This is a genomic window from Hymenobacter jejuensis (assembly GCF_006337165.1).
GTDB lineage: Bacteria > Bacteroidota > Bacteroidia > Cytophagales > Hymenobacteraceae > Hymenobacter > Hymenobacter jejuensis.
The window spans coordinates 1,946,100-1,959,198 of sequence record NZ_CP040896.1 but is presented as its reverse complement, the minus strand read 5'-3'; the positions used below and the strand labels follow the sequence as shown (position 1 = coordinate 1,959,198).

The window sequence follows — 13,099 nt, the reverse complement described above, 5'->3', positions numbered from 1 at the left end:
AAACCGCCCGGCCTGCGGCTGCCCCGGTGGTTTTCCCCACAGGCTTTGACCAGCCGAACTCAATACGGCGCTAATCGCGGTTGCGATAGGCCAAATACAGGATCAGCCCCAGCAAGGTGATGCCTCCGCGGATGACCCACGAAACGGCCACTCCCCATTGCTCAATCCAAGTCAGGAACATAAACTTCATGCCTAGAAAAGGCAATGCCAACGACACTAATCCAACCAGAAATAATCCGAGGCCTAACTCTTTCATGTGGAAGGTGATATAGTTTGATAGAATTAATTTGCAGCGTAAAAACCTGTTTAATAATAAGTTATACAGGTTTGTCTTTCTCGATGGGCTGGTTTAAGCAGGTTTTACGGCTATGCACGATATCTCGACCTGCACATCCTTTGGCAAACGACTCACTTCCACGGTTTCGCGGGCTGGCGCATAATCGGCATCGAAGTAGCTGCCGTAGATCTCGTTGATAATTCCAAAGTTACCCAAGTCTTTCACGAAGATGCTGCACTTGACAACCTCACGCAGCGTGAGGCTGGCCGCTTGCAGCACCGCTTGCAGATTGCGCATCACTTGGTGGGTTTCGGCCGTTACGTCGCCATCGCCTACAAGCTGCCCGCTTGTGGCATCCAGGGCAATCTGGCCCGATACGTAAACGGTGTCGCCAGCCTGAATAGCTTGGCTATAAGGCCCAATGGGCGCGGGCGCGTCGGCGGAGTAAACGATTGTGTGGGGCATAATGGACGAATGGAATGCAAATGAGAAACCTATCTTTGAGCCAAAAGTAAGCGGAAAAGCATGCACCTGTTCATTGTCGAAGGCCAACACCTCGAAACCGAGTTCCGTCACAAATTCGGGCCCCAGCACACCTACGATTTTTGTCCGGCTGCCGCTGCCGATCTTACCGGGCGTCTTGCCGCTGCCGATGTTGCCTTCGATCTGCGTCCGTGGCCGGAGTTGCACTATGAGCAGCCACGCCAGCCGCTATTCTATGACACTACCTGCCAGTCGTTGGCGCAGATCTTTCACAACGAAAAGCCGCCGTTCGGGCCGGTGTTTGGGTTGTGCCTACTGCCTACACTGCTTGATCGCAAGTATCTGGAAGTAAGTGTTTTGCGTGAAGAGCATGTTGCGGATCTAACCGACACATGCCAGAAGCTGAATACAGAATATCGGCTTGTAACTGATCGAGTTGGCCTAGTAACGCCGCGCGTCGTGTGCATGATCATCAACGAAGCGTGTTATACGCTGCAGGAAGGCACCGCCAGCGTCCGCGACATCGATTTGGGCATGAAACTGGGCACTAATTACCCGCGTGGTCCTTTCGAGTGGGCGAATGCCATCGGAGTTAGTCGGGTATACGAAACGTTGGAGGCCCTGTACCATGACACGCACGAAGAGCGCTACAAAGCTTGCCCTCTGTTGAAGTCGATGCACTTAAAAGGCGAATCTTTCGCCCTGTAGCTCTACGCAAAGCTTCAATACCAGATAAATAAAAGGGACACTTCGTAACCGAAGTGTCCCTTTTAACTAATTGACAATCAGAGGCTTACTCTACTGTTACGGATTTAGCCAAGTTGCGCGGCTGATCGACGTTGCAACCCCGCAATACGGCGATGTGGTAGGAAAGCAACTGCAACGGCACCACTGACACCAGCGGCATCAGTACTTCGCTGGTTGCAGGCACTTCAATCACAAATTCGGCCATCGGCGGAATGACAGTGTCGCCTTCTGTTACGACTGCGATAATGCGTCCTTTACGGGCTTTCACTTCCTGAATGTTCGATACCACTTTCTCGTAGGAGCTGTCCTTGGTCGCAATAACGACCACTGGCATATTCTCGTCGATGAGCGCAATCGGACCGTGCTTCATCTCCGCAGCCGGATAACCCTCGGCGTGGATGTAGCTGATTTCCTTGAGCTTAAGCGCACCTTCCAACGCAACCGGGAAGTTGTACCCACGGCCTAGATAGAGGAAATTGGTAGCGTCTTTGAAGATTTCCGAAATCTGGAGGATCTCCGTGTTGAGTAGCAGCGCCTTTTCAACTTTGGAAGGAATGTTTTCTAGCTCCACCATCAGCTCGCGCAATTTGGTATCCGAAAGGGTACCGCGCTTATGGCCTACTACCATCGCCAAGATGGTGAGGACTGTGACTTGAGCCGTGAATGCTTTCGTAGAGGCTACCCCAATCTCGGGGCCCGCGTGGGTGTATGCACCCGCATCGGTAGCGCGGGCAATGCTGCTACCTACTACGTTGCAAATACCAAAGATGGTAGCGCCTTTGCTCTTGGCTAGCTCTAGGGCAGCCAAGGTATCGGCAGTTTCGCCCGATTGAGAGATCGCAATGACAATATCGCGCTCGGTCAGAACAGGGTTGCGGTACCGAAATTCCGACGCGTATTCAACTTCGACCGGAATACGTGCCAAGTCTTCGATCAGATATTCTGCCACGAGACCGGCATGCCACGAGGTGCCACATGCTACAATGATGATGCGGTCGGCATTGACAAATTTCCGCTCGTAAGCACGCACGCCACCCATATTCAAATGGCCGGCCTCTAATTCCAAACGGCCACGCATTGAATCCAAAATGGATCGGGGCTGTTCGAAGATTTCCTTCAGCATAAAGTGCTCATAGCCACCTTTTTCGATGCTGTCAAGTTCAAGCTCCAGCTTCTGAATATAAGGAGTCTGTTGTACGTCCTCACGGCTGCGAATATCCAACTTTCCATTCCGAATAACCGCAATCTCGTAGTCGTTTACATAAACAACTTCGTTGGTATATTCAATGATTGGGGTGGCATCAGAAGCCAGAAAAAACTCATCTTTTCCAATGCCAATTACCAGCGGCGAGCCTTTACGAGCCGCAATCAACTGATTTGGCTCATCCTTGCTCAATACTACGATGGCGTAGGCACCCACTACTTCGTGCAAAGCCAACCGCACTGCTTCTTCCAGCGTGCAGTGATTCTTTTGCTGAATCTCTTCAATCAGATTAACGAAGACTTCCGTATCAGTATCAGAGTGAAATTCGTGCCCTTGCTGCTGTAAGTGAGTTTTCAGCGCGGCATAGTTCTCGATAATACCGTTATGAATAATAGCAATCCGCTCCGATGTAGAGTAGTGCGGGTGTGCATTTACGTCATTTGGTTCGCCGTGGGTAGCCCACCGCGTATGCCCCATACCTATTTGGGCGTGGATGTTCTTGTCGGCGATAAATGCCTCAAGATCATTTACTTTGCCTTTTTTCTTATAGACGTTTAATTCGCCGTTTAGCAAAGCAATGCCCGCTGAGTCGTAGCCACGATACTCGAGGCGGCGCAGACCTTTTAGGATGATAGGACAGGCCTCACGGTGCCCAATGTAAGCGACAATTCCGCACATAATCTTCGTGTGTCAGAGTGGGGTGGTAAAAGCAGTAAATGAACGAAAACGGCCTTTTTACAAAGGCCGTGCCGTAAAGCCATGGGGGAAAACAGCCAGACTATGCTCTAGCGTAAATTGGAATAATAGATGCGCAATTTAATATTATTGCCATCCAGTACCGCCCGGTTTAGGTTCAAGGGTAAGGAAGCCTCAATTGAGGTAGGCAAATCCAGGCTTGGAGATAGCAGTAACCCAGCCGGAAGCTCACCCCCCAATTGATTATATAAGTAGGCTTGGATGTAGCTTGTTATTACTACGCTGTAGTACTTGTTGTTAGCGCCAAGGTCGTAGTAAGTAACTGTAGCCTCCGAATTTGGCGCATTTGAACTGTGCGCCCGCTGGCTCTGTTGGTTCTCGCCATCGGCCTGCACAAGGCGTTTGATGGGCGTAATACCAACCGTGCGTTGCAACACTCGGTTATGACTATTGATTTCGTACAGATAGGCCTGTAAAGGGCTGGTAAAGAGTAAGTTGCTATAGCCTTTTACCGGAATGATCAATTCGGCCCGGTTAATGGCCAACCCTGATTCTTTGCGCAAATCTTCGAGACCCGGAATTACGAGCTTGGTGCCCAAGCCCACACCATTCTGCATATACGTAACTCCGTTAGCCTCAGCAGCGGTTACTTCTTTGCTATCGTCGGTCAGGCGGGCAAAGGCACCGGCACCCGACAGGTCAGGCGTTATCTGCGTGAAATAACGGGCGGCTCCTGCATTGCCAGCAGAAAGAGAAGTACCCAGAAAGATGGAATAGCTGCGCCATTTCTTCTTGGTTGGCGTCTCCGGATCGCTTGGCACCCGATAGTAAACCAAAACTTGGCTGGTAACTGCTGATGGATTGTAGCCCAGCCCCACCATCGTACCGGTAAAGCCAGCGGAAGGCACCACTGCCAAACCTTTCCAAAAAGCATCCAATGCAGCTTGGTTGAAATTGCTGTTTTTCAACTGCTCAAACAAAGCAGTAGCAAAGCTGGAGGATTGTGCCGGCTTGTGTAAGACTAGCCGCAGACTTGGATCAGCAACTTGGGTCACCACCGTACTGGTATCAGTTGCTCCGCCACTGGCTACTTTGACCCGTGTTTTTCGAGTACGGGTAAGCGACGAAACTAAATTAGTGCCTATCGCCTCGCCTAAAGGCAACGTAGTGCTGGACGTATAAACCTCCCGATCGCCAATTCGCTGCTGCAGGTTATACAGATCAAAGTGGGCCAACTGGGTTGTGTTGCCATAAAGCTGGTTGTAACTCAGGTAAGTCACTACCGAGTCAAGCTGCGGATTAGTGAACTTGGCGGGCAAAGAATCACTAAGTGCAAAAGGTAAATTGGGCAACGTTATAGCAAGATTAAAGTAGCCTCTTGCTATAGTATTGATACCTAGGTTGTTATCGCGAATGTTGCCTACGAGTATGCTATTGGCCTTTAGCGTCTGCAAAGAGTCTTGCAGCAGCGTGGAGGCAGTAACGGGCAAATCGCGGTATTGTGTGTTTGCTGGTGCCGTTCCCGGAAGTTCTACACCAATGGCATTTGGATCTTCGCACCCTGACGTGAGCAGCAGACCCGCAGAAAAAAGAGAAACCGTCGTGAGGCGGTAGGCCTTAACTAGCCAATTCATTATAGAGCGCGTAGTATGAAGTAAGCAGGTTTTCGTCGGCGCCTACTTGGCCGATTTGTTTTTTCTGCGAGTACTCGGTGAACAAGGCATTGAGGTTGTCGCTGAAGTCTTCGTCCGACTTCACTACCGAATCGGCATACTCCATCCCAACTTTGATAAAGCCGCCGAAGTCCGCCGACTTTAAGGCCGCCAGCATTTCATCATCAATGTCCAGCATTTTAGCCTTTTCGATGATGTCGCCTTCGAATTTGTAATCAAACTCGTTGTTGTAAATCGTGAACACCGACTTGGCATCCTTGAAAATCGGATCCTTTTTGTAGGTCGTTTTCAGGTACATCGGGATCAGGCCAGTCATCCAGTCGTTGCAGTGCACGATATCAGGCGCCCAGCCAAGCTTCTTAACAGTTTCCAGTACACCTTTGCAGAAAAAGATGGCCCGCTCGTCGTTGTCGGAGTGAAACTTGTCGTTTTTGTCAACCAATACCGATTTGCGGTGGAAATAATCCTCATTGTCAATGAAGTACACCTGCAATTTGGCATTCGGAATAGAAGCCACCTTAATGATCAGAGGCTTTTCGTCTTCCCCTACCGCAATGTTGATGCCCGACAGGCGCACCACCTCGTGCAGGCGGTTTTTACGCTCGTTGATAATGCCAAAACGAGGTACGAAAATGCGGATTTCCATCCCCATTTCCTGCATCCCCTGCGGCAACATCCGCAGAAACTCGGCTACCTTGGTTGTTTGTAAAAACGGGTTGATCTCCGTGGCAGCGTAGAGTATTCTCAACTTGGACATATCGGCTCAGTTGGGGTGATTGGGGTAAGGCAACACTTTGGGATGCACAAAATTAAACAATTTTGAGCGAAATTTCAACAAAACCTGCCTGCGACCCTGTTCGTAAGGCTGCTACACACATGGAGATACTGCAAACGGCCGCCGAGTTGCAAGCACTAACTGAAACTTGGCGCCGGAACGGACAACGTATTGGGCTAGTTCCCACAATGGGGGCTTTGCACGAAGGACACCTGCAACTGGTACGCGCTGCCGCCGCGCAAAACGACGTGGTGATAACCAGCGTTTTTGTCAACCCTACTCAGTTTAATAATCCTGAAGACTTCCGGCTCTATCCGCGCCTGCCCGAAGCGGATGCGGCACTGCTAGCACCGGCTGGTTGCACGGCGCTATTCCTGCCTTCTGTTGAGCAGATGTATCCGCAGCCTACGGTGCTCCGTTTCGACTTCGGTCCTTTGGAGCGGGTAATGGAAGGTGCCCACCGCCCGGGGCACTTCAACGGAGTGGCCACGGTCGTGAGCAAGCTTTTTCACCTCGCACGTCCGCACCGGGCTTATTTTGGGCAGAAAGACTTGCAGCAGGTTACCATTATTCGGCAGCTCGTTGCGGACTTATCCTTTGACTTAGAGCTAGTTGCGTATTCCACTATTCGTGAATCCGATGGCTTGGCTATGTCGTCGCGCAATCGGCGCTTGTCGACCGCAGATCGGGCCGTGGCCCCGCGGTTGTACGAAGCTTTGCAACTGGGCGCAGAAATGGTGAAGCAAGGACAATCTCCATCATCCATCCGACAGGCAGTGCAAGCACAGTTGGCTAGTGCAGAAGCAATTAAGCTCGAGTATTTTGAAGTTGCCGATGCCCAAACCCTACAGTCGGTAGAAAAGGCGTGGACTCCTGGCCGGGCAATAGCGCTTTGTCTAGCAGCGCATTTGGGGGATGTCAGGCTTATTGATAACGTCATTGTTGACGTTGCTTAATCCATTCTATTATATGCATAATACGTTTATAATCAATGCCTCATGTATATAATAGTATGGATTACAAGCGTCGAATAGAATATGGTATCATAAATATAAGATATGATAAGATATGCAAAACATCGATGTGGCCGCCAGCAAGTCCTTCGTGCCCAAAGAAGGGGTGCAATTTGTTGGGACGGGTTTTAGCCACGGTACGCACACGGCCGGCACCATTGCCGCCGTCGACAACAAGATTGGCGTAGTAGGGGTAGCACCGGAAGCAACGTTGATCTTGGTGAAAGTGCTCGCCGATGGTGGTTCGGGTAGCTTTTCGTGGATGATCAACGGCATTTACTACGCCGTAACGCAGCAAGCCGACGTTATCAATATGAGTTTGGGTGGAACGTTCTTGCGCAACGGCAAATATTTAGATGACAACGGCACTCCTGACAACCCCGCCGATGATTTCGTTGGTCACGGATGCCAAAGGCACACAGGAGCTGATTGTGGCCATTGATAAAGTAACGGCTCATGCCAAGCAGCACGGCGTAACGGTAATTGCCTCGGCAGGCAACGATTCCAACGACGGCAACAAAGATCAGTCGTTGATCAACTTGCCAGCTGGCGCACCAAGCGTGATTTCCATTTCGGCTACCGGTCCTCGTGGGTGGCTCTAGAATCCGGCTACAAATCTGGATGCGTTTGCTTCCTATTCCAACTATGGCACGCCCGACATCTCTTTCGCGGCCCCTGGTGGCGACTTCACGCTGTATCCGAATCCGGGCTTACGCCTACGACATGGTGCTAAGCACGGTGCCTGGCGGGAATTCCTTCTCTGCCGGTACGAGCATGGCCGCCCCGCACGCAGCAGGGGTAGCGGCGCTTGTCATCGGTAAAAATGGCGGCGATATGGCCCCCGCCCGCGTAGAGGCCGTTCTGCGTGCTTCAGCCGATGACCTCGGCAAGCCCGGTCGCGATCCGTACAACGGCTACGGACGTATAAATGCGTATCGCGCAGTAACTGAGGCTAACTAAAAGAACGTCCTAACGAGGCAGGAAAATGTGCCTGCTTTGTTGGGACGTTTTGCGTGCAGGTTAGTCTCGAATTCGAGTCGGAGCGTAATGTTTTGGCGCTGCAACTCCGGTCAGGGCAGCTACCTGAACGCCCTGCCAGCGTTCGGGGTGAAAAGCATAACTTTGCCAGTCTTATTCAACTGGTTTTTGCCCCATGCATATCGAGGTACTCAAGTCCAAAATTCACCGCGCCAAGGTTACCCAAGCCGAACTGCATTACGTCGGCAGCATCACCATCGACGAAGATTTGCTCGATGCGGCCAACATGGTGGAGAACGAGAAAGTGACGGTCGTAAACGTCAACAACGGCGAGCGGTTCGAGACCTATACCATTCGGGGCGAACGCGGTTCGGGTATGGTATGCCTCAACGGGCCGGCGGCGCGTAAAGTAGCAGTCGGCGATATTATTATTGTTTTTTCCTACGCTCTTATCGATTTTGCGGAAGCGCGCACACACAAGCCGACCTTAGTATTCCCCGACCAGCACAATCGGTTGGTGTAATTTGCGCACAGTAAGGCTTTGGTATTGCCCGATAAGTGTCTATAAACCAACGTTATACGCGTGAAGAAGCTGCTTAATATTCTGAAGTATGCCTTGCTGCTTGCCTTCTCCGGGGCCCTCATGGTATACGCTGTTCGTGGCCAAGACCTTAGTCGAATCGGGCAACATATGCTGGAGGCCAATTACTTCTGGATGGGCCTCACCGTTATTATTTCGGCGATGGGCTACTTCAGCCGGGCCTACCGCTGGAAAATGCAAATTGATGCTACTGGCAACAAGCCCTCCTACTGGGACGTGTACCACGCCATGATGGTTGGCTACTTGGCCAACCTCGTGCTGCCGCGCCTGGGCGAAGTACTCCGGTGCTCTGTACTCCGCCGCACCAGCGGCGTGCCGGTGCAAGTAGGAGTCGGAACCATGATTACTGAGCGCATCATTGATGTGCTTGTGTTGCTGCTGGTGTTGAGCGCCACCTTACTGCTGCAATTTGACAAATTCTGGAGTTTTGTAACAAGCTTATTTTCAGATAAATACCAGTCCATCGCGCAGAACCAAACCACGCTGCTCATCGCTGCTCTAATCATCGTAGTGCTACTTGTCCTGACGGGCTATCTGCTGTTTCGCAACTTGGAGCGGCTTCGGCAACATGCGCTGTTCAACCGTCTGATAAGCTTTGTACGCGGTCTGTTGGCGGGCATATTCAGCATTCGCAAGCTAGAGCACAAAGGATTGTTCCTGCTGCACACCGTCTTTACGTGGTCGGTGTATTATTTCATGGGCTACTTGGCCTTTTTTGCTTTCCCCGCTACGCATAACCTGGGCGCGATGGCGGCTCTCGCCGTGCTTACGTTCGGTACGTTTGGTATGGCGGCTCCTGTGCAAGGCGGCATCGGCGTGTATCACTTGCTGGTACAGAGCACGTTGCTGGTGTATGGTGTGTCTAAAGAAGCCGGCATTGCATACGCGTTGGTAGTGCACGGAACCCAAACGCTGCTGGTGGTGCTCATGGGCGGTATCAGCTTTGTCATGAGCATGATAAAATCGGGACGGGCAGCCCGGCAATTAGCCGTCGAGCCCATACCCGCAACGGTAGCGCTCGATGTGGAGTAAAGACAAGATATTCAGCCGTGAGGCCGTTGGGCCAGTCTTGGAAGAGTGGCGTGCGCAAGGACGAAAGATCGTCTTTACCAACGGCTGCTTCGATCTGCTCCATCTCGGCCACGTTGACTATCTAGAGAAAGCGCGCCATCTGGGCGGGGCTTTGATAATTGGCTTAAACACAGATAGTTCGGTGAGCCGTCTGAAGCCCGGCCGGCCGCTGCAAGACGAAGTGTCACGTGCTCGGATTCTGGCGTCCCTTTTGTTTGTAGATGCCGTGGTTCTGTTCGACGAACCGACGCCGTTGCAGCTGATTGAAGTAGTTCGACCTGACATTCTGGTGAAGGGCGACGACTACGATATCAGTGGAATTGTCGGGCACGAGTTGGTGTTGAATAGCGGTGGGCAGGTGCTTACCGTACCACTCGTCGCTGGCTACAGCACGACGCGCATCGTCGAACGCATCCGCACGCAACTTCACTCTTAAAAAGACACACCACCCATGTACTACAACGCAAGTCCCATTTACTTCCTCGTCATTCTGGCGATGATTGTGAGCTGGCTGATTCAGTGGCGACTGCGCAGCAAGTTTTCCCAATATGCCAAAGTCGGCTTGCATTCGGGCCTGTCGGGCCGCCAAATTGCGGAGCTGATGCTGGCCGACCACGGCATTACCGACGTTCGCGTGATCTCGTCCGAGGGCAAGCTTACCGACCACTACAACCCAGCCGACAAGACGGTTAATCTCAGCGAAGCCGTATACGAAGAACGGAGCGCCGCAGCGGCCGCCGTCGCGGCTCACGAATGCGGCCACGCCGTACAGCATGCCACGGCTTATAGCATGTTGCAGTTCCGCTCGGCCATGGTGCCCGCACTGAGCGCGGTTTCCAAGTTTATGCCCTTTATTCTGCTGGCCGGTATCTTCATGATTCGTACCACGCTCATTCCCTTAGGGTTAGGTATTGCTTTGTTCTCACTCACGACGCTGTTCTCGTTCGTCACGCTGCCCGTCGAGTTCGACGCCAGCCGCCGGGCACTGGCTTGGATTGATAAGCGCGGCATCGTAACTCCGCAAGAACATGCCATGGCCAAAGATGCGCTGTGGTGGGCAGCCATGACGTATGTAGTGGCGGCACTGGCCTCACTGGCTACGTTACTTTATTACGTGAGTATTTTTATGGGTAGCCGCGGTCGTCGCTAAGCCGGCGCTCTCTAGATTATTAGGAACACCTCGCTGGTTTTTCAGCGAGGTGTTTTTTTATGCAATTGCCCCCAGAACTAAATAATTCAGAGGGCCAACTTATGTCCTGACGGGATTGTTGCAAAGCTGTACAGGATATGGCTAATTTTGAATTCATTTCCCCACCCAACCGCATAAGCGGTACAATTTTCCACCCAAGGTTTTTACAATGGATTTTCAGTTCACCGAAGAACAACTTGCCGTGCAAGCGGCTGCCCGCGATTTTGCCCAAAGCGAACTCTGGGCCGGCGTCATCGAACGCGACGAGCATCAGAAGTTTCCTGCCGAGCAGGTCAAGAAGATGGGCGAGCTCGGCTTTTTGGGCATGATGGTGAGCCCCGAGTACGGCGGCGGCGGCATGGATACGGTATCGTACGTGCTGGCTATGGAGGAAATATCCAAAGTAGACGCCTCTTGCTCGGTAATTATGTCGGTTAATAACTCCTTAGTTTGCTGGGGGTTAGAGAAATACGGCACCGAAGAGCAAAAACAGAAGTACTTGACTAAGCTGACCACCGGCGAGCAAATTGGCGCTTTCTGCCTTTCCGAGCCTGAAGCCGGCTCGGATGCAACCATGCAACGCACCACTGCCGAAGACAAAGGCGACTACTACTTGCTCAACGGCACCAAAAACTGGATCACCAACGGTAGCTCGGCCTCTGTCTATCTGGTTATTGCGCAAACCAACCCCGAGCTTAAGCACCGGGGCATCAACGCCTTCATCGTGGAGAAAGGCGCACCGGGCTTTGTGATTGGGCCGAAAGAAAACAAGCTGGGCATCAGGGGGTCGGATACGCACTCGTTGATGTTCACAGACGTGAAGGTGCCCAAGGAGAACCGCATCGGCGAAGACGGCTTCGGCTTTAAGTTCGCCATGTCGGTCTTGGCCGGTGGGCGCATCGGTATTGCCGCGCAGGCGCTTGGCATTGCCTCGGGTTCCTTGGAGCTATCGTTGAAATACGCCAAAGAACGGAAAGCATTTGGTGTAGAAATCGCTAAGCATCAGGCAATTCAGTTCAAGCTGGCGGACATGGCCACCAACATCGACGCTGCTCGCTTATTGTGTTTACAAGCTGCCCACGACAAGGACCAACACCTCGACTATGCCAAGTCGGGCGCGATGGCGAAGCTGTTTGCTTCAAAAGTTGCTATGGATAGCGCCGTAGAAGCCGTGCAAATACATGGTGGTTACGGTTTTGTGAAAGAATTCCATGTAGAACGCTTCATGCGCGATGCCAAAATCACTCAGATTTACGAAGGCACCTCTGAGATCCAGAAAATTGTAATCTCACGGGAAATTCTGAAATAATTGAAGAATTGCCTGAAAAGCAGAAACGTTGCACAAAACCCAGCTAAAATTTGGCTGGGTTTTTCGTTTTTGTGAATTTTTATATGTTATTTTGCATTGTCTAAATCCAGACGACCTATCGGCTGGATTTTCCCGGCAATCCAACCAGCCCTGAAAGATGGAAGATTACAATAAAGTGATTGAGTCGCTTGGAGTCCGCTACATTAAAGCGAAAAACTTGGTGCTCCAGCAGCCTTTCACCGTGCGCAATTATTATGATGTTGGCAACAATCTCATACTGTTGCACAAAGGCCGTATTGCCTTCGGTGATGAGGAACAAGTGGTAGAGGAGGGTGAAATGTTGTTCATCCCAGGGGGCCGTGCTACGAAAGTAAGCTACGGCGAAGGCGGCGGTAAAGTAATTACCAACGACGATCTGATTAGTAATAAAGATAAGTTCTTTCATTCCAACACCGATCTGGATCTGATCGGCGACGCGGAAGAAAGCCACAGTCACGTAAGCTTCGAAGCGAAAGTATTTGACTCCGTCAACTTCTTTGCTTCGCTGGACGTGCCAGCTTTCCTGATCACAGGTAATTCGAAGCTAGCAAACCTCGTCATTAAGATTGTTGAGGAAAGCTTGCAGGATTTGCCTGGTCGGGAACGTCTGATCACGATTTATACCGAGAACCTCGTTGTAGAGATTGTGCGCTACATTCTGCGCAATAAGATGTTTGTGGAGCAACTGGCCACCAACAGCACCTACTTCAAGGATCCGCGTCTGATCGATCTGTTCAACTACATCAAGGAGAACATCGGCGGCGATTTGTCCAACAAAGTGCTGTCGAGCGTCGCCAACGTTTCGGAGGACTATGTAGGTCAGTACTTTAAGATGCTGACGGGCATCAACCCGCAGGACTACATCGAATACCAGCGCATGGAACGTGCTGTATTCCTGCTTCGTACGACCAAGAAAAGCATCCGCGACATCGGCAAAGAAGTTGGGTACAAAGACACGGCTTACTTCTGCCGTCGTTTCAAGATGATGTTTGGCATTCCAGCCGGCAAAATGCGCCGTCGGGAATCCGCAATGAATATCTAATA

General features: G+C 51.5%; 16 protein-coding genes. 11 read left to right on the top strand and 5 right to left on the bottom strand.

What is annotated here, in order from left to right:
- Positions 1–70 precede the first annotated feature (70 nt).
- Positions 71–256 carry a hypothetical protein gene (locus tag FHG12_RS07980; protein WP_139515229.1) on the bottom strand — a complete coding sequence of 62 codons (186 nt, stop codon included), beginning with the start codon at positions 254–256 and terminating at the stop codon, positions 71–73.
- 93 nt (positions 257–349) lie between these two features.
- Positions 350–742 (bottom strand): RidA family protein, encoded by a 393-nt coding sequence (locus FHG12_RS07975; protein ID WP_139515228.1) that lies wholly within the window; start codon positions 740–742, stop codon positions 350–352.
- 60 nt (positions 743–802) lie between these two features.
- Here FHG12_RS07975 and FHG12_RS07970 point away from each other — a divergent pair, with 60 nt between their 5' ends.
- Complete coding sequence (locus FHG12_RS07970) at positions 803–1,468, top strand: 3-hydroxyacyl-CoA dehydrogenase family protein (RefSeq protein WP_139515227.1); 666 nt, start codon at positions 803–805, stop codon at positions 1,466–1,468.
- 85 nt (positions 1,469–1,553) lie between these two features.
- On the opposite strand, the gene glmS is transcribed toward FHG12_RS07970, so the two are convergent.
- The 3 genes from glmS to FHG12_RS07955 all read right to left on the bottom strand — a co-directional run bounded on the left by glmS (position 1,554) and on the right by FHG12_RS07955 (position 5,837).
- Complete coding sequence (gene glmS, locus FHG12_RS07965; RefSeq protein ID WP_139515226.1) at positions 1,554–3,389, bottom strand: glutamine--fructose-6-phosphate transaminase (isomerizing); 1,836 nt, start codon at positions 3,387–3,389, stop codon at positions 1,554–1,556.
- Positions 3,390–3,496: 107 nt separating this feature from the next.
- Complete coding sequence (locus tag FHG12_RS07960) at positions 3,497–4,897, bottom strand: DUF4270 family protein (RefSeq protein WP_165699339.1); 1,401 nt, start codon at positions 4,895–4,897, stop codon at positions 3,497–3,499.
- Between the two features lie 127 nt (positions 4,898–5,024).
- Positions 5,025–5,837, bottom strand: coding sequence for a glycogen/starch synthase (locus tag FHG12_RS07955; protein ID WP_139515224.1), 813 nt, complete (start codon positions 5,835–5,837; stop codon positions 5,025–5,027).
- Positions 5,838–5,956: 119 nt separating this feature from the next.
- Here FHG12_RS07955 and panC point away from each other — a divergent pair, with 119 nt between their 5' ends.
- The 10 genes from panC (at position 5,957) to FHG12_RS07905 (ending at position 13,097) form a co-directional block, all read left to right on the top strand.
- Positions 5,957–6,811: a pantoate--beta-alanine ligase gene (gene panC, locus FHG12_RS07950; RefSeq protein WP_139515223.1), complete on the top strand. Its 855-nt coding sequence runs from the start codon at positions 5,957–5,959 to the stop codon at positions 6,809–6,811.
- Between the two features lie 112 nt (positions 6,812–6,923).
- Entirely contained in the window at positions 6,924–7,310 is a 387-nt protein-coding gene (locus FHG12_RS21335) for a S8 family serine peptidase (RefSeq protein WP_139515222.1), read from the top strand.
- Positions 7,255–7,470 (top strand): S8 family serine peptidase, encoded by a 216-nt coding sequence (locus tag FHG12_RS07940; RefSeq protein WP_165699338.1) that lies wholly within the window; start codon positions 7,255–7,257, stop codon positions 7,468–7,470. Before FHG12_RS21335 ends, FHG12_RS07940 begins: the two co-directional genes overlap by 56 nt.
- Positions 7,471–7,513: 43 nt before the next feature.
- Positions 7,514–7,828, top strand: a complete 315-nt coding sequence (locus FHG12_RS07935; protein WP_165699337.1) for a S8 family serine peptidase — start codon at positions 7,514–7,516, stop codon at positions 7,826–7,828.
- 193 nt (positions 7,829–8,021) lie between these two features.
- Positions 8,022–8,369 (top strand): aspartate 1-decarboxylase, encoded by a 348-nt coding sequence (panD, locus tag FHG12_RS07930; protein WP_139515219.1) that lies wholly within the window; start codon positions 8,022–8,024, stop codon positions 8,367–8,369.
- 60 nt (positions 8,370–8,429) lie between these two features.
- Positions 8,430–9,479, top strand: coding sequence for a lysylphosphatidylglycerol synthase transmembrane domain-containing protein (locus tag FHG12_RS07925; RefSeq protein WP_139515218.1), 1,050 nt, complete (start codon positions 8,430–8,432; stop codon positions 9,477–9,479).
- Positions 9,469–9,954 carry a D-glycero-beta-D-manno-heptose 1-phosphate adenylyltransferase gene (rfaE2, locus tag FHG12_RS07920; RefSeq protein WP_139515217.1) on the top strand — a complete coding sequence of 162 codons (486 nt, stop codon included), beginning with the start codon at positions 9,469–9,471 and terminating at the stop codon, positions 9,952–9,954. The genes FHG12_RS07925 and rfaE2 overlap by 11 nt, the downstream gene beginning before the upstream one ends.
- 15 nt (positions 9,955–9,969) lie before the next feature.
- Complete coding sequence (locus FHG12_RS07915) at positions 9,970–10,668, top strand: zinc metallopeptidase (protein WP_139515216.1); 699 nt, start codon at positions 9,970–9,972, stop codon at positions 10,666–10,668.
- A 208-nt stretch (positions 10,669–10,876) separates the two neighbouring features.
- Complete coding sequence (locus FHG12_RS07910; protein WP_139515215.1) at positions 10,877–12,016, top strand: acyl-CoA dehydrogenase; 1,140 nt, start codon at positions 10,877–10,879, stop codon at positions 12,014–12,016.
- Between the two features lie 157 nt (positions 12,017–12,173).
- The gene (locus tag FHG12_RS07905) at positions 12,174–13,097 is read left to right on the top strand and encodes a helix-turn-helix domain-containing protein (protein ID WP_139515214.1); all 924 of its coding nucleotides are present in this window, start codon (positions 12,174–12,176) and stop codon (positions 13,095–13,097) included.
- The last annotated feature ends 2 nt before the right edge of the window (positions 13,098–13,099 follow it).